General features: G+C 61.5%; 23 protein-coding genes. 1 reads left to right on the forward strand and 22 read right to left on the reverse strand.

Going from position 1 to position 21,510, the window contains the following annotated elements; translation table 11 throughout:
- Positions 1-10: 10 nt before the first annotated feature.
- From ACZ3HH_RS04680 to ACZ3HH_RS04775, 20 genes are all read right to left on the reverse strand, one after another.
- A complete protein-coding gene (locus tag ACZ3HH_RS04680) occupies positions 11-1,237 on the reverse strand; it encodes a beta-ketoacyl-ACP synthase (RefSeq protein ID WP_465803022.1) in 1,227 nt (408 codons plus the stop codon).
- Complete coding sequence (fabG, locus tag ACZ3HH_RS04685; RefSeq protein ID WP_465803023.1) at positions 1,237-1,965, reverse strand: 3-oxoacyl-ACP reductase FabG; 729 nt, start codon at positions 1,963-1,965, stop codon at positions 1,237-1,239. The genes ACZ3HH_RS04680 and fabG overlap by 1 nt, the downstream gene beginning before the upstream one ends.
- Complete coding sequence (locus tag ACZ3HH_RS04690) at positions 1,965-2,423, reverse strand: hotdog family protein (RefSeq protein WP_465803024.1); 459 nt, start codon at positions 2,421-2,423, stop codon at positions 1,965-1,967. Before ACZ3HH_RS04690 ends, fabG begins: the two co-directional genes overlap by 1 nt.
- Positions 2,420-3,628, reverse strand: coding sequence for a beta-ketoacyl-[acyl-carrier-protein] synthase family protein (locus ACZ3HH_RS04695; RefSeq protein WP_465803026.1), 1,209 nt, complete (start codon positions 3,626-3,628; stop codon positions 2,420-2,422). Before ACZ3HH_RS04695 ends, ACZ3HH_RS04690 begins: the two co-directional genes overlap by 4 nt.
- Positions 3,625-4,122, reverse strand: coding sequence for a hypothetical protein (locus ACZ3HH_RS04700; RefSeq protein ID WP_465803028.1), 498 nt, complete (start codon positions 4,120-4,122; stop codon positions 3,625-3,627). Before ACZ3HH_RS04700 ends, ACZ3HH_RS04695 begins: the two co-directional genes overlap by 4 nt.
- The gene (locus ACZ3HH_RS04705; RefSeq protein ID WP_465803030.1) at positions 4,122-4,847 is read right to left on the reverse strand and encodes a class I SAM-dependent methyltransferase; all 726 of its coding nucleotides are present in this window, start codon (positions 4,845-4,847) and stop codon (positions 4,122-4,124) included. The genes ACZ3HH_RS04700 and ACZ3HH_RS04705 overlap by 1 nt, the downstream gene beginning before the upstream one ends.
- Positions 4,844-6,091 carry an NAD(P)/FAD-dependent oxidoreductase gene (locus ACZ3HH_RS04710; protein WP_465803031.1) on the reverse strand — a complete coding sequence of 416 codons (1,248 nt, stop codon included), beginning with the start codon at positions 6,089-6,091 and terminating at the stop codon, positions 4,844-4,846. The genes ACZ3HH_RS04705 and ACZ3HH_RS04710 overlap by 4 nt, the downstream gene beginning before the upstream one ends.
- Positions 6,078-7,238, reverse strand: a complete 1,161-nt coding sequence (locus ACZ3HH_RS04715; protein ID WP_465803033.1) for a sodium:proton antiporter — start codon at positions 7,236-7,238, stop codon at positions 6,078-6,080. The genes ACZ3HH_RS04710 and ACZ3HH_RS04715 overlap by 14 nt, the downstream gene beginning before the upstream one ends.
- On the reverse strand, positions 7,235-9,574 hold the full coding sequence (locus ACZ3HH_RS04720; RefSeq protein WP_465803034.1) for an MMPL family transporter: 2,340 nt from the start codon (positions 9,572-9,574) through the stop codon (positions 7,235-7,237). The genes ACZ3HH_RS04715 and ACZ3HH_RS04720 overlap by 4 nt, the downstream gene beginning before the upstream one ends.
- Entirely contained in the window at positions 9,558-10,160 is a 603-nt protein-coding gene (locus tag ACZ3HH_RS04725) for an outer membrane lipoprotein carrier protein LolA (RefSeq protein ID WP_465803036.1), read from the reverse strand. The genes ACZ3HH_RS04720 and ACZ3HH_RS04725 overlap by 17 nt, the downstream gene beginning before the upstream one ends.
- Positions 10,157-10,582: an acyl-CoA thioesterase gene (locus ACZ3HH_RS04730; RefSeq protein ID WP_367373881.1), complete on the reverse strand. Its 426-nt coding sequence runs from the start codon at positions 10,580-10,582 to the stop codon at positions 10,157-10,159. The genes ACZ3HH_RS04725 and ACZ3HH_RS04730 overlap by 4 nt, the downstream gene beginning before the upstream one ends.
- Positions 10,575-12,119, reverse strand: coding sequence for an HAL/PAL/TAL family ammonia-lyase (locus ACZ3HH_RS04735; protein WP_465803039.1), 1,545 nt, complete (start codon positions 12,117-12,119; stop codon positions 10,575-10,577). The genes ACZ3HH_RS04730 and ACZ3HH_RS04735 overlap by 8 nt, the downstream gene beginning before the upstream one ends.
- Positions 12,100-13,047, reverse strand: coding sequence for an LpxL/LpxP family acyltransferase (locus tag ACZ3HH_RS04740; protein ID WP_465803040.1), 948 nt, complete (start codon positions 13,045-13,047; stop codon positions 12,100-12,102). The genes ACZ3HH_RS04735 and ACZ3HH_RS04740 overlap by 20 nt, the downstream gene beginning before the upstream one ends.
- Positions 13,044-13,778: a glycosyltransferase family 2 protein gene (locus tag ACZ3HH_RS04745; RefSeq protein WP_465803042.1), complete on the reverse strand. Its 735-nt coding sequence runs from the start codon at positions 13,776-13,778 to the stop codon at positions 13,044-13,046. The genes ACZ3HH_RS04740 and ACZ3HH_RS04745 overlap by 4 nt, the downstream gene beginning before the upstream one ends.
- 155 nt (positions 13,779-13,933) lie before the next feature.
- Positions 13,934-15,616 carry an ApeI family dehydratase gene (locus ACZ3HH_RS04750; protein WP_465803044.1) on the reverse strand — a complete coding sequence of 561 codons (1,683 nt, stop codon included), beginning with the start codon at positions 15,614-15,616 and terminating at the stop codon, positions 13,934-13,936.
- Positions 15,613-16,158, reverse strand: a complete 546-nt coding sequence (locus ACZ3HH_RS04755) for a COG4648 family protein (protein ID WP_465803046.1) — start codon at positions 16,156-16,158, stop codon at positions 15,613-15,615. Before ACZ3HH_RS04755 ends, ACZ3HH_RS04750 begins: the two co-directional genes overlap by 4 nt.
- Positions 16,155-16,409, reverse strand: a complete 255-nt coding sequence (locus ACZ3HH_RS04760) for an acyl carrier protein (RefSeq protein ID WP_007903178.1) — start codon at positions 16,407-16,409, stop codon at positions 16,155-16,157. The genes ACZ3HH_RS04755 and ACZ3HH_RS04760 overlap by 4 nt, the downstream gene beginning before the upstream one ends.
- A 9-nt stretch (positions 16,410-16,418) precedes the next feature.
- On the reverse strand, positions 16,419-16,679 hold the full coding sequence (locus ACZ3HH_RS04765; RefSeq protein ID WP_123721556.1) for a phosphopantetheine-binding protein: 261 nt from the start codon (positions 16,677-16,679) through the stop codon (positions 16,419-16,421).
- The gene (locus ACZ3HH_RS04770) at positions 16,660-17,469 is read right to left on the reverse strand and encodes a lysophospholipid acyltransferase family protein (RefSeq protein ID WP_465803047.1); all 810 of its coding nucleotides are present in this window, start codon (positions 17,467-17,469) and stop codon (positions 16,660-16,662) included. The genes ACZ3HH_RS04765 and ACZ3HH_RS04770 overlap by 20 nt, the downstream gene beginning before the upstream one ends.
- A complete protein-coding gene (locus ACZ3HH_RS04775; protein WP_465803048.1) occupies positions 17,445-18,170 on the reverse strand; it encodes a beta-ketoacyl synthase chain length factor in 726 nt (241 codons plus the stop codon). Before ACZ3HH_RS04775 ends, ACZ3HH_RS04770 begins: the two co-directional genes overlap by 25 nt.
- Before the next feature lie 357 nt (positions 18,171-18,527).
- Between ACZ3HH_RS04775 and ACZ3HH_RS04780 the strand changes: the two genes are divergently transcribed.
- On the forward strand, positions 18,528-19,298 hold the full coding sequence (locus ACZ3HH_RS04780; RefSeq protein ID WP_008009127.1) for a ParA family protein: 771 nt from the start codon (positions 18,528-18,530) through the stop codon (positions 19,296-19,298).
- Between the two features lie 145 nt (positions 19,299-19,443).
- On the opposite strand, the gene trxC is transcribed toward ACZ3HH_RS04780, so the two are convergent.
- Positions 19,444-19,878 carry a thioredoxin TrxC gene (trxC, locus tag ACZ3HH_RS04785; RefSeq protein ID WP_367373891.1) on the reverse strand — a complete coding sequence of 145 codons (435 nt, stop codon included), beginning with the start codon at positions 19,876-19,878 and terminating at the stop codon, positions 19,444-19,446.
- Positions 19,879-20,035: 157 nt separating this feature from the next.
- The gene (selO, locus tag ACZ3HH_RS04790; protein WP_465803051.1) at positions 20,036-21,499 is read right to left on the reverse strand and encodes a protein adenylyltransferase SelO; all 1,464 of its coding nucleotides are present in this window, start codon (positions 21,497-21,499) and stop codon (positions 20,036-20,038) included.
- Positions 21,500-21,510: the final 11 nt, after the last annotated feature.

The raw sequence follows: 21,510 nt of genomic DNA on the forward strand, positions 1-21,510 counted from the left end.
AGTGGTTAGGTCAGTGCCAGCGGCGGAAAATCAACGAGGTGTTGACCCCACCAAAAGCGAAATTGTTGTTCATCACGTACTCATTGCTCATCTGCCGGAATTCACCGCGCAGGTAATCGAGCTTGCCGCACTGCGGATCGATCTCATCGAGGTTAAAAGTATGTACGTACCGGTCGCGGTTCATCATTTCGATGCTGAACCAGGACTCCAGCGCGCCGCAGGCTCCCAGGGTGTGACCGAGGAAACTCTTCTGTGAACTGATCGGCATGTGTTCGCCGAACAACGCGCTGGTTGCCAGTGTTTCGGCAATGTCGCCCTGTTCTGTAGCGGTGCCATGACCATTTACATAACCGATGGCGGTCGGTTCGAGCCCGGCGTCTTCCAGCGCCAGCTCCATGGCCCGGCGCATGGTGAGCTGCTCCGGACGGGTGGCGTGCTGACCGTCGGCGTTGCTGCCGAAACCTACGATCTCGGCGTGGATATGTGCGCCGCGTGCCAAGGCGTGTTCGAGCTCTTCGAGCACCAGCATGCCGCCGCCTTCACCAATGACCAGGCCATCGCGGCCGGAGTCGTAAGGGCGAGGGCTGGTTTGCGGGGCATCGTTTTTCAGGCTGGTGGCATAGAGCGCATCGAACACCATGGCTTCGGTCGGGCACAGCTCTTCGGCACCGCCGGCGAGCATCAGCGGCAGGCGGCCGAACTTGATTGATTCGTAGGCATAACCGATGCCCTGGCTGCCGCTGGTGCAGGCGCTGGAGGTCGGGATCAGTCGGCCGGTGAGGCCGAAGAAAATGCTGATATTCGCCGCCGTGGTGTGCGGCATCATCCGCACGTAGGAGTTGGCGTTCAAGCCTTCGGCCACTGAGTTGAGCAGCATTTTGCCGAACGCCTTGATCTCGTCGGTGCTGCCGGTGGACGAGCCGCAGGAAACACCCATGCGCCCGTCCTTGATCGACTCGTCACCCAGCAGACCGGCGTCCGCCAAGGCCTGTTCAGCCGCGCCAACGGCCAGGCGCGAGACGCGGCCCATGCTGCGCAGCTGCTTGCGGGTCCAGTGGCTCGGTACTTTGAAGTCATCGATCGGCCCGGCCAGGCGCGTGTTGAGTTCGGTAAAACGATCCCACTCGTCCATGCGGCGAATGCCGCTGCGATTGGCGGCGAAGTTGGCGGCGATGGTGTCCCAGTCGCTGCCCAGTGAGGTGATGCCGGCCATGCCGGTGACGACGACGCGCTTCATCAGCACAGGCCTCCGTTGACGGCCAGAACCTGCCGGGTGATATACGACGCTTCCGCCGACATCAGGAAATTCACCGCACCGGCTACCTCTTCCGGGGTGCCCATGCGCTGTGCGGGGATCATTTTCATCAATTCTTCCACCGGCACGTTTTCATCGAGCATTGCCGTGTCGATCAGGCCGGGTGCGACACAGTTAACCGTGATTTTGCGCTTGCCCAGTTCGATCGCCAGCGCCTTGGCTGCGCCGATCAAACCGGCCTTGGAGGCGCTGTAATTGACCTGGCCGCGATTGCCGATCAACCCGGAAACAGAGGTGATGCAGACAATCCGTCCGGCGGCGCGACGACGGATCATCGGCATCATCACCGGGTGCAGCACGTTGTAGAAACCGTCGAGATTGGTGCGCATCACCAGATCCCAATCCTCCTCGCTCAGGGCCGGAAAAGCACCGTCGCGGGTCAGGCCGGCGTTGAGCACCACGCCGTAATAGGCACCGTGGGTTTCGACATCGGCTTCAAGAATAGCTTTGCAACGGCCACGGTCGGACACGTCGAATTGCAGGATGCGAGCGTTGCGGCCCAGAGCCTCGACTTCGGCCTTGACGGCTTCGGCGTCCGCAAGGCCGCTGCGGCAGTGCAGCACGATGTCATGCCCGGCCCGGGCCAGACGCAACGCAATGGCGCGGCCGATACCACGGCTGGAGCCGGTGACCAGTACGGATTCAGTCATCACTCGACTCCTTGGGGTTCATGAAGATATTGCGCGGCTTGAGGCGGGCGGAACACGTTCAGCCGGGCAGTGGCGTGGATGCCGGGGGCGGTGAGGTGGCATTCGAACACACCCATGCCGTTGTCGTCTTCCAGCGAGCGTATCCCATGGATGGTCAACTCGGTGCCGGCGGGGAAGTGTTCCACGTTGCATTCGAATTTACGGGTGCCGAGCAGGAAGCCCAACTCTACCGCATTGCCTTTCTGACGCGCATGGCAGCCGGCGTACGCGGCGACGCTCTGGGCCATTAGCTCGATGCCGACCCAGGCCGGCAGGCTGCCGTCGGGGCGATTGAACAGGCCGTCGGGTTTGACGGTGAGTCGGGTATGAATCTGCTCGTCATCGAACGACAGGATTTGCTCAATGAGGATCATGTCGCCGGCATGCGGCAGCAGTTCGGCGAGCGGCCAGGCAATCATGGGGCGTCTCCGATAATCAGGCTGACGTTATTGCCACCGAAGGCAAAGGAATTGCTCATCAGATAGCGAGGTGCAATGGACGTCAGGTGGTCGGTCGGGGTCACCCAATGCAGGGCCGGCAACTCAGGGTCGGGCTGGCCGTCCCAGATGTGGGGCGGCAGGGCACGCTCACGATTGTAAGCGCGGCTGTCCGCGCTCAGGCTCAACCAGCAGAACGCTGCTTCCAAAGCGCCGGCAGCGCCGAGGGTATGGCCGGTCATCGGTTTGGTCGATGAGCAGGGCACGCCTTGCGGGAATAGCGTCGTCACGGCCAGGCTTTCCATGGCGTCGTTGTGTTGGGTGGCGGTGCCGTGCAGATTCAGATAACCGATCTGCTGCGGTTGCAGGCCTGCGCGGCTCAAGGCTTTGCGCATCGCTTGCAGGGCGCCACGGCCGGTCGGTTCCGGCGCGGAAATATGGTGTGCATCGGAGCTGGCGCCACTGCCGAGCAGGGCAATCGGTTGGCTGTTGCCGGCGTTTTTGCTCATCAGAAACAACACCGCCGCTTCGCCGATATTGATGCCGTTGCGGTTCGCCGAAAACGGGTTGCAGCGCTGTTCGGACACTGCTTCCAGAGCCGAGAAGCCGTTGAGGGTCAGCTTGCACAAACTGTCGACACCGCCGCACAACACGGCGTCGCACATGCCCAGGTCGAGCAGTCGTTGGGCACTCATCAGCGCACGGGCGCTGGAGGTGCAGGCGGTGGAAATCACATAGGCCGGGCCGCTCAATTGCAGCCAGTCGGCGAGAAACGTCGCCGGCGCGCCGAGTTCCTGTTGCTGATAGTCGTAATCGGCGGGGAACTGATGCTCTCGGATGTAATGGGCCAGGCCACTGCTGGCCTCGTGAATACCCGAGGTGCTGGTACCGAGAATGACGCCGATACGGTCGCGGCCGTGGGTCTGGATCGCTTGCTCGATGTCTTCGCGAATTTGCAGCGCAGCCTCCAGCAGCAATTGATTGTTGCGACTGTTTTGATGCGCCAGCTCAGCCGGAATCGGCGCCAGCTCACCGCGCACCGCCGCGACCGGCAGCGAGCGTTCCACGACCCAGCCGGCCTCGCTGCGCATGCCCGAGCAATCGCCGGCAAACAGGTTGCGGGCGACTTCCTGCTTGTCGCGGCCCAGGGCGCAGATCACCCCGAGGGCGTTCAGATAGGCCGTCATGGCGTGTGCTCGCCTAACGGAGTGACGCGATAATGCGGGCCTTGGGACACGTTCAATTCAAAGCTCAGTGGTTGTGAATAGCTTGGTTGTGAATAGCGGATGTTCCAGCGCGGTGACAAGGACCGTTGCCCGCCCTCCTGCCGGGCGGCGGGATAGTTGCTGTGCAACTCGCCCGCAGGGGTCAACGCGAACAACAGGGCGGCGAACAGCTCCCGGGCTTCCGGATTGGGCGGCAGCAGACCGTCGGCCTGCCATTGGCCATCGATCAGTTTCTGCCGTGCCACGGGAATCCCCAAAGGGTCCATCATCGACCAACGAATGCCTGGGCCTTCACGCTGGATCACCAGCAGCCAGTCCTGACGTTGCTCGGCCATCTGCCGTTCGATGTGCAGTTGCAGCGGCAACGCCAGGTTCGGGGTTCGCTCGGGCAGCGGCGCCTGGCTGGCGCAGGCGCTCAGCAACAGGACACAACCCAGAAGCAGGAAACGGATCATCAGGCACACCCTTCAAGGGGCTTGCGCGCGACCACATTGACCAGGGTTTCTTCCCGCTGGCCAAAGGGTTTCGGCTGGCGCAAGCCGAAGCGTTCGAGCAGGCCGAAATCCTTGGCGCGACTCCACCACAAATAAGGGTAAGACACGTTCTGCGGGCCGAATTCAAAACCCTGGCGACGAATCATGTCCAGGTAGCCGGCGGCGCTCTTCTGCACGTGCATCGGGTGACGGAACAGCCAGCGAATCACCCACGTATCAATGTAAGCCTCGGTGGACTCGGCGAACAGCAAATAGCCTCCCGGCTTGAGTACCCGATAGAACTCGGCCAGGGCCTGATCCTGCTCGACCAGGTGATGGAAGGTCTGGTGACAGAACAGCAGATCGACACTGGCGTCCGGTATTTTGATGCTCGCGCAGTCACTGCCGATCAGCTCCACATCCATGCCCTGGCGGGCCGCTTCTGCGCCGCTCAGGTTCAGGCTGTGAGGGTCGGCATCCAGCCCGATCAGGCGCCGAGGCGCGAAGGTCTGGCGCAGGTACTGGAACGACTTGCCCTGGCCGCAACCGGCATCCAGCAATACCGGGTTGTCGGGCAATGGCGCGTTGAACAGGTCGCGCAAATCATTAATCGCCACGCGCAATACATGGTGCTGCCAGGTGTGACTGCGCAGGAACCAGAAACCAAAACGGGTCTCTTCGACGTAGTTGTCGCTCAAATAACTCATGTCGGATCCTGTGCGCAAAGGTCCGAGATCATTCGCAGTCGACGTTTGGGTTCGCTGACGAACGGGTTGCGTTCATCCCAGGCGTAACCCGCGAGGATCGAGCTGATCATGCGGCGGATTTCCGCTGTGCCGCCCTGATAGAAAATCACATCCTGAAAGGTCCCCGCGTACCAGCCTTCGACGTAGCAACGGAAGGTGTCGACGCCGCGCTTGAGCGGTTCGGCGAACTCGGTCTGCCAGTTGACGCTTTCACCTTGCAGTTGGCGGTGCAGTACCCCGGCGGCCATGCTCGCCGAACGCATGGCGATGGTCACACCGGAAGAGAACACCGGGTCGAGAAATTCCGCTGCATTGCCCAGCAGGGCGAAACCTTGGCCGTGCAGGGTTTTGACGTTGGCCGAGTAGCCACCGATGGACCGCGCGGGCGTATCCCACACGGCGTTGTTCAGTACACCGGCCAGGCTTGGGGTTTCGGCGATGAAACCGCGCAGGCAGTCGTCCAGATTCTCGGTACGACCTTCGAAGTGTTCGGCGGCCGCCACCACGCCCACCGAGCAACGGCCGTTGCTGAACGGGATAGTCCAGAACCAGATATCGCGCTGGATCGGATGGGTGGTGATGAGGATTTTCTCCCGGTCGAAAGCCGGGTTGTCGATACAGTCTTCGACATGGGTGAACACGGCTTGGCGCACCGGGAAGTTCGACGGCGCTTCAAGGTCCAGCAAGCGCGGCAGCACGCGACCGTAGCCGCTGGCATCGAGCACGAAGTCGGCTTCGACGCGGTATTGGCTGCCGTCTTCGCGAAGCACGTCGAGCTGCGGTTTCGGCAGGCTGAAATCGGCGCTGACGATGGCTTCGCCGTAACGGACATCGACACCTTGCAGCTCAGCCTGATCGGCCAGTAGCTTGTCGAAGTCGGCGCGCTGGACCTGGAACGTCGTCGGCTTGCCGTTGGTGAACGTGTCGCCGAAGTCGAAGGCACTGTACTGATCGCCCCAAGCGAACGCTGCCCCGTTCTTGCGCTGGAAACCCGCAGCATTTACCGCCTCGAGCATGCCGGCTTCTTCGACGAAATCCAGGCAGTGGGACAACAGGCTTTCACCGATGGAAAACCGTGGGAAATGCTGGCGCTCGATCATCAGCACATCATGACCTTTACGCTTGAGCAGCGCGGCGGCGATGGCGCCCGAGGGGCCTGCGCCGATCACCAGTACCTGACGACGTTCCATTTCAACTGTTGGCACGGGTGCTCCTTGCCGGGGCGGCGATGTTCAAAGGGATTCGGTGCATGCCGGCGAGTGCCGGCAGCAGGGTTGCGATCAGGCCCATCAACATCAGCGCGAAATACAGCGCCGGGCTGATGAGTTGCTGTTGCAGCAGCAGATTGAGAAAGACGATCTCGCTCAAGCCGCGAATATTCAGTAAAAGGCTTTCCCGCCAGCGGCTGGCACCTTCAAACGAGGCGCCAGCCCAGCCGAGGCCCAGCCAGTTGCCCAGCAATTTGCTGGCGATCGGCAACAGCAGGAGCGCGGCCAGTTGCACCCCGTCGAGACTGTCGATGGCGCTGTGCACGTTGATCTGCACGATGCCGAACGTGAGGATCAGCGGGATGGCGATCCAGGTCTGCAAACGACTCATCCACGCCGCCGACAATGGCAGCACCAATGGCACCTTGAGCGCGGCCATGCACAGCAGATAGCCGATGCCGAAAATCAGCGCATTGAGTTTGAAGTGTTCGGCGACCACCAGCAGCGCGAAGAAGCAGCCGCTGTGCAGCAACGGTTGGCGCAACCCGAGCAGTCGCAGCAACAACGGCAGGCAGGCACCGGCCAGCGGCAGCAAGAGGCTACTCAGGTGCAGGCTGCCCTGGGCAAATGCGAACAGAGTCCAGCAGGTCAGGTCGATCAGGATCGCGGTCTGCACCAGGCGTCGGGTGGCAGCGGGCGGGTAGTTGATGTGTCGCAGGTACAGATACAACACCGGAATCGCGGTGATGGCGAACAGCAGACCGACCGCCAGCGAGCTGATCCACGGCTGCGGCGGCAACAGCCAGACCGCAGTCGCCAGCCCGCAGGCAAACGGAATACAGAAACTCGGCAGGGCGATTTTCAGGCTCTGACGTTCCAGCCGCAGGTCGATCACGTCGCTGAGGATGTGCCCCAGCAGCAAGGCAAAGCTCAGGCTGTAGAGGTTCTTCAGCCAGTCCGGCGAGATCAGGTCGGCACCGCTCAGGTGCCAGCCCGGTTCGATCCAGAAGTACATCAGCAGCGGCAGGCCGAAGGTCGCCAGCAGCAACTGGCTGACGATCGGAATCAGACCGAAATGACGGCCGACACGGGTAGCCATGGCGAACAACACCAGGGCCATCAACCAGAACGCAGCGACCATCATGCTGCCGGCTCCGTAATCGGTGCGATGTGGGCTTGTCGTCCGGCCCACGGCGCCAGAACGAAACTGAATGCCAGGCCGAGGCTCACCGACAGGCCGAAGTTGCTCACCGCCGGCGTGCTGGACACTGCCAGCAGGCCAAACGACAGCCAAGTGGTCACCGCTGCCAGCAAGGTGCCCAGCAGACTCGCCGCGGCGCCGCCGATCTGTTCGCGCATGAGGATCGCGTAGTCGACGCTGATGGCCGTCACCAGCAGCAGGCCGAACAGGCTGAACAATGTCAGCGGCTGACCGAGCCAACCCAGGCTTGCCAGACTGCACAGAGCCGCCAGCAACGGCAGAGAGACGATTCGTAATGCGCCACCGAAACCGAATGGCAGGATCAGCACCAGCACGATCAGTACGCAGGAGGCGAGTTTCAATTCAGCGGCGCTGATTTGAGTGGCGGCGAAAACCTGGTTCAGTTCGCCGAGGCGGTCCACCAGTTCCACGCCCGGCAAGTCCTGCACCTGGACCCGTAACAGCGCGGGATTATTCAAGCCTTGCAGGCTGACCATCGCGGCCACGCCGTCATCGGTCGGCCCCAGCCACAGCGTGCGGTAGGGTTCGGCCAATGGACCGGCCAGCGCTGCGTCGATATCTTCGGTGGGCAGCGCCTGCAACGTTGCCAACTCGGCCTGCAACGCGGCGGCCGGCACGCCGAGGTCGAGCAACGGTTGCCAGAACTGCGGCAACTTGCTCAGTGCTTCACGCACTTTGCGCTGTTCGCTCGGCTGGCTGACCAGTTGATTGAGCGCTAGATAGCCCTGAAGTTTCTCCAGATTGACCAACTGATCCAGACGCTCGCTCAGTGCCGTTTGGCGCTCGAGCAATTCCTGCTGATTGGCCGCGCGCACCAGGAAGAACTGGCTGGTGGGTTGATAGCCGGTGATGCGTGCGATGGTCTGGGCTTCGTCAGTCAGTTGCTGCGGCGTGCCGACCCATTGGCGAATATCGTTTTTGCTCTGCAGCTGCAACAGACCGCCGACACAGAAGGCGATCAACAGCGCCAGCAGCACCGGCGTGCGTACGTATTTGAGCAACGTTTCACGCAGCTCCAGCAACTTCTCGGCGATGCGCATCGGCCATTGCGCCGGCCGCAGATCCACGCCCTTGAGCAGCGCCGGCAACAGGCACACTGCCGACAGGTAGGCGCCAAGCAGGCCGGCGGCGGAGAACACGGCAATTTGGGTCAGGGCCGGGAACGGCGTCCAGGCCAGGGCCAGGTAGCCGATGCAACTGGTGATCAGGCTCAGCGTCAGCCCCGGCAGGGTCAGGCGCAACGCCGGCCAGCTATGCCAGGGCTTCAGGCTCCAGCTTTTGGACAGGTAATGCAGCGGGTAATCCACCGCCACGCCGATCAGGCTGGAGCCCAGCACCAGCGTCATCACATGCATGTGACCGAACAGCGCCACACAGGCCACCGTGCCGAACAGCATGCCCACCAGCACCGGGACGAATGCCAGCAATACACGCCAACGCCGGAAGGCCAGCAACAGCAGCAACAGAATCCCCACCGTGGCGCCGCCGCCGACCCAGGTCATCTCGCGCGCGGCTTGCCGTTGACCGCTGGCGGCATACAGCAGGCCACTGGCGGCGAGCAGTTGCACATCCGACCGGGCGGCTTCTTCGCGACTGTGCTGGAGCAGGTCGGCCACTTGCAGCGGCAGGTTCATGTCGAATGCGTTGCCGGCGGTTCGCGCCCGCAACATTACCCAACTCTTGCCGTCGGCATCGGCAACCAGCGCACCGCTGCCGATGTCCAGTTGCACCGAACCGTGCTGTGGCTGGCTGTTCTGGATGCGCCCGGTCAGGCCGAGCCAGTCGTCCTGGCTCGGCACCAGGCTGAAGCCGGTGAACGGGTCGAACAGGGCTTGTACCCGTTGCTGAATAAAGGCATCGGGGTGCTCGATGAGTTGCTGCCGGTCGGCCGCCGACAACATCGCCAGTCGGCCTTGCAGCAATTGTGTGCGCAGCGCCGGCAAGTCGGCCTGCAAGTTCCACTGGATCTTTTCGAAGACGCCGCTGGCCTGCCATTGCTCGCCGAGTTTTTGCGCCATGGCGATGGCTTGCTGGCGGTCTTTATGGCCGACCAGCACCAGCATTTCCCGGTTCAGCGGTTCTTGCATGCGTTGTTCTGCGCGCAGTTCCAGCGCGTCCGGCGCCGTGCCTGGTACCAGTTCCATCAGGTTGGCCGACAGCGGCGCGTCGTCACGCCATTGCCAGCCCGCAAGTGCGAGCACCGCCAGCAGCAGGATCAGAAACAGCCGCGGCAGCATCCGTTCACTCAGCAAAGTCATGTTGCTCCGCATCGCTCAAAGGTTGTGCGCTAGTGCTGTCCTGCATACGCAACAGGGTTCGGTCACCCTGGGTTTCGAGCAGCTCGATGCTATGCACCAGTTCGCCGCCGTCAATGTTGATCTGATTGAACACCTGCTTGAGCAGCATCGAACGCGGGGTCAGGGTCAGCTTCCAGCTTTGTGCATCGCCGCTCAGCGACAGTTCGAAATCCCGTTGCAGGCCACTGCTGTCGCCTTGCAGCACCGCGAGGAACAAACGGTTCTGCTCGGCGCCGGCACTCTTGTTCGGCAGCATTTGCCAACCGTTGGCATCACGCCGGGCAATGCCCTTGTCGCTGATGCGATAGTCCTGTTGCAGCGGGGTTTTCAGCAGCCAGAGCAGGCCGTGATTCTTCGCCAGAACGAAGGTGCCCTTGCTGGTCAGCGGCTGGGGCAGGGCGCGCAGGTGTTTTTCCTGGATGAAACTGCCGTGGATCACATCGGGTTTGGCCAGTTGATCGCTGAGTTGCTGTAGATCGAAAGCCTGCGCCAATGATGAAAGCCCGAGCAACGCTAAAACGCCAAGCCATTTGAACAGCGAATTCATGGCAGCATCCTTTCAACCGCGTCAGTGAACACCTTCGGTGAGGCCAGCTGCATTTCGCGGCTGCTCATGTCGACGGCGACCTGCACGGAACAGGCGCGGGTCAGGCGCTCGCCGGTGGCCAGATCGCTGATCAGGTAACTGATCTTCAGGCGGTTTTCCCACTCCACCAGGCTGGCGCGCACATTCAGCTTCTGGCCGAACACGGCGCCACGCACATAGCGCAGTTGCAAATCGATCACCGGCCACGCGTAACCCGACGCCACCATGGCGTCGTAGTTGTGGCCGATCTTGTCCAGCAACGCACAGCGAGCGACTTCCAGGTACTTGATGTAATGGCCGTGCCAGACCACGTTCATGGTGTCGACGTCAAAGAACGGTACGAGGATTTCCGTGTCGGTGTGAAGCACTCCCTTGCTACGCATGCAGCCTCCAGTGTTGTTCGGCGATGCGTTGCAGGCACAGGCGCAATTCGCCTTCCAGGGCACGGTCTTCGATGACCGGCGGGAAGTCCTTGGCTAATTCTTCGTGCATCGCGGCCAGGGCCGGTGGCAGTGGGCGCGCGTCTTCAGCCTGGCCGCGCAGCCAGACGCCTTGGTTGGCGGCCAGCAGCGTGGCGGCGGCGACCTGTTCCGTCAGCTCCAGCACGCGGATGGCGTCGCGGGCGGCGATGGTGCCCATGCTCACTTTGTCCTGGTTGTGGCACTCGGTGGAGCGCGAAAAGACGCTGGCCGGCATGGTGTTTTTCAGGGCTTCGGCGGTCCAGGCGCTGGTGCCGATCTGCACCGCCTTGAAACCGTGGTTGAGCATCGCACGGTCGGCGGTGGCGCCGGACAGGTTGCTCGGCAAGCCGTGGTTGTAACGCTCGTCCACCAGCAGCGCGAGCTGACGGTCGAGCAAGTCGGCGACGTTGGCCACCAGGTTTTTCAGGCTGTCCATGGCAAACGCAATGTGGCCGCCGTAGAAGTGTCCGCCGTGCAGCACGCGTTCGGCTTCGGCGTCGATGATCGGGTTGTCGTTGGCGCTGTTGAGTTCGATCTCGATGAACGAGCGCAGCCAGCTCAGGCTGTCGGCCAGTACACCGAGCACGTGCGGCGCACAACGCAGGGAATAGCGGTCTTGCAGGCGATGCAGCGGCGCGGTCGGCGCATCGATCGCCAAATCCTTGCGCAGCCACGCGGCGACTTGCATCTGCCCTGGATGAGGTTTGGCGGCGAACAGGCGCTCGTCGAAGTGCTCCGGGTTGCCCTGCAAAGCGACCACGTTCAGCGCGGTGATGCGCGTGGCCAGTTGCAGCAGGTAATCAGCGCGGGCGTAAGCCAGGCAGGCGAGGCCGGTCATGACTGCAGTGCCGTTCATCAGCGCCAGCGCTTCTTTGGGGCGCAACACCAGCGGCTTCCAACCCAGTTCGCGGTGCACATCGGCGGCTTGTCGGCGCTCACCACGGAACATCACTTCGCGCTCTCCGGACAAGGTCGCGGCGACGTAGGACAGCGGCGTCAGATCACCGCTGGCGCCCACCGAACCTTCTTCCGGAATCAGCGGCAGAATGTCGTGTTCAAGGAAGGCTTGCAGACGCTCCAGCAGCTCCACGCGTACCCCGGAAACGCCGTGGCACAGCGACTGCAAACGCGCTGCCAGCACCGCGCGGGTGGCTTGGGCGTCGAGCAGTTTGCCCAGGCCGCAACCGTGGAAGGTATACAGATGACGGGGCAGGGCTTCGACGTGGTGCAGCGGCACCGCCACCACACAGGAATCGCCATAACCGGTGGTCACGCCATAGATCACGCCTTCCTTGTCCAGCAGGGAATCAAGGAACTGCGGGCCCTTGGCGATGCGCTGGCGAAACTCAGCGTCGCTCTGCAACTGCGTCGGCACCTGACGGTTGGCCAGGGCCAGCACGTCTTCGATGCGCAAAGGGAGTTCGCCGAAGGTTACCGGCTCAAGCGTTGGCGTCGTCATCGATCTTCCAGAAAGGGTAAAAGTTGAACCATTGTTGGGGCGCTTCAAGGCAATAGTGACCCAGGCGTTCGGCGTAGCGGGAGGCCCACTGATGAATGACCTGTTCGCGGTCGCTGCGTTTCCACACGATGGCATCGGCGAACGGTTCGAGGGTCAGTCGATAGTCGCCCGTGGGTTTCTTCAGGCACAGCATCAGGTTGATCGGGCATTTCAACAGACCGGCCAGCAGCCACGGGCCTTGCGGGAACGCTGCCTGATGGCCGAGAAAATCCACCGTGACACTGCGCCCGCCATGCAGCGGCACGCGGTCGCCGGCAATCGCCAGCCATTCGCCGCGCTCGAGGCGTTCATGCAGTTGCAGCATGATCACCGGGTCCAGCTCGCTGACCTGAATCAGCCGCAGATTGGTCGCCCCGGCTTCGCCCAGCAGACGGTTGAATTGTTCGGCGTGTTTGGTGTGCACCAGCACGTTCATGGTGACTTTCTCACCGATCTCGGCCAGCGCCCGACAAACCTCGAGATTGCCCAGGTGCGCGCCCACCAGCATTTGCCCGCGTGTGCCGCGCAGTTTATTGCGCAGCAGTGCCGGGTCGATGATTTCGATTTGATCGATGCTCAGCTTGCCGTTCCACACATCGAGTTTGTCGAGCATGGAGTCGGCGAAGGCCATGAACTGGCCGAACACCCGCCAATGGCTCGGGCGCAATTCGCTACGACCGCTCCAGTCGGCAAGCCGCTGCTGGTATTGCCAGGCACTGTGGCGGGCGCTGCGCCCGAACAGAAAAAAGTACAGCACGATGCCGTACAGCAACGGGCTCAACAACCGACGGCCCAAGACTTTTGCGCAGAGCGCGGTGAACTTCATCAACCAGAAGCTGCCGCGTTCCTGGCGGTCGGCCCAGTGCTGTTTGTCTGCGTTCTCGCTCATGCTCGCCACCGTCGCCAGAGGATCACCGGTGAGCGCAGCAACATGCCGAAGAACAGCCGGGTGTGCATGCTCGAAATCAGTACATTGTCGTGGAACAGCCGGAAATGCGAGACGCCATCCAGAGGGTAATGGACCCTGGTTTTCAGCCACTGCATCGGCTGATTGCGCCAGGCCAGGCGCACCAGAATGTCGGAGTCGAAGTCCATACGCTTGCCGATCCTGGCCGAGTCGATCAGTGCCAGGGTTGGCGGCAACGGGTAGACGCGGAAGCCGCACATCGAGTCGCGAATCTGCAACGACAGGGTGTTGATCCACACCATCACATGAGTCAGGTAGCGGGCGTACAAACGCCCCTTCGGGACGCTGGCGTCATATTGCGGATAACCGCAGATCACTGCCTCTGGATGGGTCCGCGAATGCTCGATGAAGACTTTGACGTCTTGCAGGTCATGCTGGCCGTCGGCGTCCACCTGCAAGGCATGGCTGAAGCCCAGGCGCGAGGCCTCTCGCAGACCGGTCATCACTGCGCCACCCTTGCCTTGATTGATAGTGAGCCTGATCAGGTAAACCCGGTCACGCTGGGCCAGTTGGTCAAGCACCTTGGCGCAGGCCGGGCTGCTGGCATCGTCCACCAGAATGCATGGCAGGCCACTGGCAAGCAGGGCATCGACCACGGCAGTGATTGCGGTTTCGTGGTTGTAGACCGGGATTACGGCGCAGGGGTTATGCATGATCAGAAACCTCCACAGAACCCTTGTTGTAAAGGAGCTTACTGTGGCGAGGGAGCTTGCTCCCGTTCGAGTGCGAAGCGCTCGCAATGAAGTCTGCGTCGGTTGATTTTGGGGCCGCTTCGCAGCCCAGCGGGAGCAAGCTCCCTCGCCACAGGTTATGCATCGCCTGAGGTCTCCAGCAAAATCCGCCCGCTGGAACAGGTGGCGGCTTCATTGCGATAGGCGAAATACAATTTACTGCGCGCCGAGTCGAAGCGCAGGTGCAACTGGATTTCATCACCGGGGCGTACCAGTTGCTGGAATTTCAGCACTTCCATACCGGCGAATTTTGCCGGCAGATCCATCAATTGCTGGCCCAGGCTCAATGCCCAATCCACCTGCACCACGCCGGGCAATACCGGCGCTCGGGGAAAGTGGCCGCTGAAATACGCCAGGTCTGGCGGGACAGCCAGTTGCAGGCTCCACTCGCCATCGACTTCAAGCTGCTCCAACACTTGCGGTGCCTTTGGGCGGGGCGCCAGCAGCAAGGCTTCAACCTCGGCCTGGGGCAGTTTGCCTTGCGCGTTCAGCGGCAGTTGCCGCAACAAGCGCCAGCGACGTGGCAGGGCAAGCGTTTCACAATGCTGACTCAGATGCTGACGCAAGGCTTGAGTGAGGCTGCGTCGACCCTGATTGCGCAAGGCATGCAGGCCTTGTTCGCTGAGTACCAGCAACGCCCCTAATGAGGCGCGGCTTTCCTGAACCACACCGAGGCGCGCTTCGGCGACCCAGCGGTGCGCCATCAGCGCCTGTTCGAGCATCGGTAGCGAGATACGTTTTTCTTCCAGTTTGACGATTCGGTCCAGCCGTCCCAGCAGCTCGAAACGGCCGTCGGCGGCGATGCGTGCGGCGTCGGCGGTGTGTTCGATATGGCCGGCCGGCAAGTACGGTGAGGCGATAAGCAGGGCGCCATCGCTGTCCTGGCTCAGCGCAACATCGGCGAAGGGCTGCCAGAGATTCTGGCCCTGACGCCAAGCGATGCCGCCGGTTTCCGAGCTGCCGAAAATTTCCGTCGGCCATTGTTGCAGACGCTCATGCAGGCTTTGCGCCGCTTCGGCGGACAACGCACCACCGGAGGAAAACACTCGGCGCACCGCGCTCAGCGCTGGCCAGTCGAGGTTGTCGCCCATGCGTTTGAGCAGCGCAGGGCTGGCGACCCAGGCGAAGGCCGGGTGTTCGCGGCTGGCGCGCTGCAGGTCTTCCGGGAAGGCCAGTTGTTTACGTACGAACGAGCGCCCGGCGCACAACGGCCACAGCACCCGAAACAGCAACCCGTAGATGTGTTGAGTGGCGACGCTGCCGATGATGCAGGCCTTGCCCAGATCTGCGCCCCACAGGTGCTCCAGCGCTTCGACTTCATTGGCCAATTGGCGCAGGGTTTTGTCGATGCGCTTGGGTTCGCCACTGGAGCCGGAGGTGCACAGGCTCAGCTGACAGCGATCCAGGTCCAGTGAGTTAGTCGGCAGCGGTGGATGCTGATAATCGCTCAAATGAGCATCATCGGTCTGATCGGTCAGCCACAGATCGACCTCGGTCGACCAGCGCTGGCGAGTCTGCGCTTGCAGGTCGGCGGGCAGCAGTACGCTGACCCCGGCACGCCAGGCGCCGAGCAGGGCAATGGCCAGGTCGGCGGCGTCCTCAAGGTGCACGGCGATGCGCTGCACTCCCTGAGCTTGCAGGCCGGCAGCCAGGCTCAGGGCCTGTCCGCACAATTGCGCGTGATTCAACGCAGGTTCCACCGTCACGGCTCGGTCCGGCTGAGCCTTGAGCAACAGTTGCTCAAGTGTTATCCAATTCATGGGCGGCCTCTTACCCGTTGTCGTATCAGCCATTCAATGGCAAACATCAGGCCGATCAATCCATAGGAGATCAGGCCGGTGTACAACATCCACCAACTCAGCGGCGCCCAAAGAGTCAGGGCGGCGGCGCACAAGCCGTTGAAGAGAAAAAACACGCTCCAGGCAATCGTCACCTGGCGGGTGTAGCGAATGGCCCCGGCCGGTAATTCCGGCTCTCGCAGACGGGCCAGCCGTTCAATCATCGGTGGGCCGTATTTCAGGCTCAGGCCGAACAGCACCAGCATGAAGGCGCTGATCAACACCGGGTACCAGCGCAGCAGCACCGGGCTGTCGAACAGCGCCAGCAGCAGGCAAAACCCGATGGCGACCGTGGCCATCCACAGGCTTCCGGGACGCCGCTCGCCGGTCAGCGCTCGCGCCAGCCACAGGCTACCCAGCAGCAGACCGAACTGCCACGGGGCAAAATGCTCCATGCCGAAATACACCGCAAAGGGGTACAACAGGCCTGCCAGCAGCAGGCCCAGGCCGATCAGTCGGCTCATGCGGCTGGTTGAACCAGACGGTAGACCGCCTCGACCACGTCGCTGACGGTACGCACCGATTTGAATTCTTCGGCGGCGATTTTCTTGCCGGTCTGGCGTTTGATGTGATCGATCAGGTCGACCGCATCGATGCTGTCGATTTCCAGATCCTGATACAGGTTGGACCCCAGGCTGATGCGCTCGGGCTCCAGCTCGAAGAGTTCGACCAGAGCATCGCGCAGGGTATTGAAAATATCGTCACGAGTTTGCATGGTCCGGTCTCAAGCTGCCTGTTTTGCAGTGACGAACGCCGCAAGGCTCGCCACGTTGGTGAAGTGATTACGGGTGTCCTTGGCGTCGGCATCGATTTTGATGCCGTACTTTTTCTGGATCGCCAAGCCGAGTTCCAGGGCGTCTACCGAGTCCAGGCCCAGGCCTTCGCCGAACAGTGTCTGGTCATCGCCAATGTCGTCGACGCTGATGTCTTCGAGGCCCAGGGCGTCAATGATCAGTTCTTTGATTTCACGGTGTAGATCGCTCATCTTCGGCGAGCTCCTTGATAAAGTAAGAATGCAAATAGTCGTTGAGCTTGCGCGAGGCCTGAGGTGCGGCACCCAGCGCGGCGAAGGTCTGTGGGTCTATATCGGCCCCGACACGAAAACTGAAGTGCACGCGGCGTTTGGGAATCCGATACCAGGGTTCGGCCTTGGTCAATGTGGTCGGGCTGACCTTGATGATCACCGGGGTGAGGATTCTCGCACCGCGCAAGGCAATTGCCGCGCCCCCCCGATGAAAGGCCGGCGATTTGCCGGGTTGGGTGCGGGTGCCCTCGGGGAAAATGATCAGGGTCTGACCGCTTTTCAGCGCGTCGGCAGCGGCGTCGAGCATGTCCATGCTGCCGTCGTTGCTGATGTAATCGGTACGGCGTAGCGGGCCGCGGGTGAACGGATTTTCCCAGAGGCTTTTCTTGACCACGCAGTTGGCGTGGCCCACCAGGCCGATCAAAAACACCACATCGATCAGCGAGGGGTGATTGGCGACGATCATCTGGCCTGGCCGTCCGAGTTTTTCCGCACCCTGAATGTCATAGGTCAGCACGCCAGTGCGAGCCATGAATCGAATGAAAAACCAGAAACACCGGCTGACGGTCTGTCGTGCCCGCTGACGATGGGTCTGGTTGTCTCCCGGCAGGCAGTTCAACAGCGGGAACACCACCAGTCGCAGGCAAAGCCCGCCCAACCCGAACAGGGTGAAGCTTGCGGCAGTGGCCAGCAGGCGCCAGTAATAGGCGTCGCGGTTTTTATCGGTTACAGGTTGCGTTGCCAGGTCCATAGACGATTTTTCCAGGCATGTTGGCAGGTGGTCTGCTGGCTGAGCAGGGTACGCAACAGATTCAGGGCATGAGGCCAGTGGGGTTTGGACAACGCTTGTGAGGTGCTGTTCAGCGACAGCTGCCACTGATTGCCGGGCGTAATCAGCAGGCCGACCGCGTAAGGGAATGGCACGTCGTCGATCCAGGCCGAGTAAGCCGCGGGCGGTTGCTCTTCAGTCACTACCAGCAGTACTGCAGGCGCCCCTTCCTCAAGCAATGCCGCCGCCTCCAGCATGCCGTGTTCAAGGCCATCGCCAGCTGCGGCGAGGGCGGTCATCTCGCTGGTTTCACCACGCATGATCGACCACAGGCCAATGACCGCATTGTGCACCGACAGGCTGAACTGGGTGGGCGACAACGGTTGGTCAGTCGCCAGATCGCTGAGAATTTCGAAAGTGCGTGGAGTTTCGCCGTGGCGGGAAATAAAGACCAACGGCAGGTCCTGGCGACCATCGGCCAATGGCCAGCCGACACTAAACGCCATCCGCGCCAGACGGCTGAGTCGCCGACGCTGCATGGCCGGCAGAAACGATACATCGGGGGCGGCATCGCTGGGCCCGAGCACGACCGGTTGTCGGCTCCAGGCCTGCCAATCATCCACGCTTTCAAGCCCAGGGGCCCATGCGCGCCATTGGGCGATGTTGAAGTTGATCACAGACATTCATCCCGCCCCTGCGGGGCTTCCTTGACCGCGGCAAGTCGCAAAAACCGCGGCTGACCTTACGTGGCGCTTAACGCCGAGTGGCGCGCATTATCCCGGTGCGGCGGGCGTGTAGCAAATGCTGGTTACATTTTGCGCAACGAAATGTACCGTCTGGTTCGCAAAAAAACTGTCGTTTGGCCATTATCCACGTTGCAGCGGACATGTCTGTCAGCTCTATCGGCTATCGATGGGCGAGTTGGCGGCTTTTCCGCCGGATATTTTCCAATGACTGTGTAGTCCCGATGCCGGCGAGGTAGCTAAGCAGCGCCGTGGACTACTACACTCGGTCATTCTTTGATACACGGAGGTTTTGACATGCGGCGCGTGGTGTTCAATCAGAAAGGTGGCGTGGGCAAGTCAAGCATTGCCTGTAATCTGGCGGCGGTCAGCGCCAGCGAAGGCTATCGCACGCTGTTGGTGGATCTCGATGCTCAGGCCAATTCCACTCAATACCTGACGGGACTCACCGGTGATGATATCCCGATGGGGATCGCTGACTTCTTCAAGCAGACTCTGTCCTCAGGTCCGTTCTCGAAGAAAAACCAGGTCGACATCTACGAAACCCCATTCGACAACCTTCACGTCGTCACCGCCACCGCCGAGCTGGCTGATTTGCAGCCCAAGCTTGAGGCCAAGCACAAGATCAACAAGCTGCGCAAATTGCTCGAGGAGCTGGACGGCGATTACGACCGAATCTACCTCGATACGCCGCCAGCACTGAATTTCTATGCCGTCTCGGCCTTGATCGCCGCTGATCGTGTGCTGATTCCCTTCGACTGCGACAGTTTCTCGCGCCAGGCGCTGTATGGCCTGTTGGCGGAAATCGAAGAATTGAAGGAGGACCACAACGAAGGGCTGGAAGTTGAAGGCATCGTCGTCAACCAGTTCCAGGCCCGCGCCAGTTTGCCTCAGCAAATCCTCGACGAACTGATCGCCGAGGGCCTGCCGGTGTTGCCAGTGTACCTGGCCAGTTCGGTGCGCATGCGCGAATCCCACCAGGCCAACACGCCGCTGATCCACCTCGACCCGCGGCATAAACTGACCCAGCAGTTCGTCGACCTGCACAATCTGTTGGAAAATGCCTGATTCCTGTAAACAACACCGAACCACTGTGGGAGCGAGCCTGCTCGCGAAAGCGGAAGTCCAGTCAACAGAGATGTTGAATGCGAAGCCCTCTTCGCGAGCAGGTCGAATCGTCGCACCGTCGCTCCCACATTTATTTGTGGTGGCTCTAAATCCCTTGGCTACGCAACCAGCTCATCAATTGCGGTAACGGGAAGGCTCCGCTCTGGCGAGCCACTTCCCGGCCATTCTTGAACAGAATCAGGCTCGGGATCGAGCGAATCCCCAATTGCGCCGACAACTGCTGATTCGCCTCGCTGTCCAGCTTGGCCAGCCGACATTTGCCCGCCAACTGCCCCGCCGCCTGCTCGAACACCGGCGCAAACGACTTGCACGGCCCGCACCAGTCCGCCCATACATCCACCAGCAACGGCAGGTCGCCCTTGATCTGACTGGCGTAGTCGCCTTGCTTCAATTCGAACGGCTTGTTGAGCAGGACTTCGGCCTTGCAGCGGCCGCATTTTGGATGGTCGTCGAGGCGTTCGGCGGGGATGCGGTTAAGGCCGTTGCAGTGGGGGCAGGGGATGAGGAGTGGGTCAGGCATGATCGGGTTCCGGATGAGTAGGCAATCTATGGCACTGATCTGGAGTCGGAAATGATGTTTATCAAGGCAGAAGTTTGTAGGCAATAACCTTCCTTGGTTAGAGATACACCCTACGAGTGCTGGTGTCCCTGACGGATCAATTCAGTGTTGTTAAGTCTCACGACGAACAACTGATCTCCAGATGCTTGCCCCACTCCGGCGGTCGCTCGGCATAGCTCTCCATTCCAGGCTGTTCCTCGAATGGATTGCTCAATACCGCATGCAAACGACGAACTTCTGAATAGTCGCCACTTTCCGCCGCATCGATGGCTTTCTGCGCCAGATAGTTACGCAGGATGTACAGCGGATTGACCGCATGCATTCGTTTGCGGCGCTGTTGCTGATCAATCACACCTTCACGAGCAATCCGGGCGATGTAGAGCGCGCCCCACGTATCGAAGCCCTTGATGTCGACGAAGTCATCGCGCAAACGGGCGACGGCCAGTTCCGGTGACTCATCCCCCAGGCGGCGAAAGAACAGGCTGTAGTCGACGCCGCTGTTCTGCATCAGTTGCAGCAGGTGCTCCAGCAGTTTCTGGTCGTCATCTTCGGCAGTGGTGAGACCGAGGCGGCGGCGCATCAGGTCCAGGTAATGGGCCTGGAACAGCGGCAGGTACAGGCCGAGAGTTTCGCGCAGGGCTTCGACGCTGATGAACGGCGTCAGGGCCTGGGCGAGAGCGCTGAGGTTCCACTGGCCGATCGGCACCTGGTTGCTGAAGGAGTAACGGCCCTGGTCATCGGAATGGTTGCAGATGAAGTGGGCGTCGAAGTCGTCGAGGAAGGCGAACGGGCCGAAGTCGAAGGTAATGCCGAGGATCGACATGTTGTCGGTGTTCATCACACCGTGGCAGAACCCATAGGCCTGCCATTTGGCGATCAGCTCGGCATTGCGCTCGACGATTTCGCGGAACATCGCCAGGTACGGTTCCGGCTGTTCCAGGCAGTGCGGGAAATGCATCGCCAGTACATGGTTGCCGAGTTCTTTCTGCTGCTCGGGGCGCTTGGTGTAGTAGAAAAATTCGAAATGCCCGAAGCGCACATGGCTCGGTGCCAGGCGCAAGACCATGGCTGCGCGTTCCTGTTTCTCGCGCCATACCGGTGTGTCGGAGCCGATTACGCACAGTGCGCGAGTAGTGGGAATGTTCAGGGCATGCAGGGCTTCGGAGGCAAGAAACTCGCGGATCGACGAACGCAACACCGCGCGTCCATCGCCCATGCGCGAGTAAGGCGTCTGGCCGGCGCCCTTGAGGTGCAGGTCCCAATGCTCGCCGGCTTCGTTATAGACCTCGCCCAGCAACAGACCACGGCCGTCGCCCAACTGCGGGTTGTAAGAGCCGAACTGATGCCCGGAATAGACCATCGCCCGCGGCTCGGCCTCGGCCCAGAGCTTGTGGCCGCCGAACAGCTCAGCGAACACCGGTGTCTCGGCCACAGCCGGGTTCAGGTCCAGCAACGCCATGGCGGCGGGGCTGGCGACCACCAGTCGCGGAGCGGCGATGGGCTCGGGCAGCACATGGGTTGAGAACGCATCGCCCAGGCGGGCGAAGCGATTGTCGAAGGTCAGTTCGTCGAGGGCTTTCAACGGCCATCTCC

This window comes from Pseudomonas sp. PME37.24/025 (assembly GCF_055556615.1).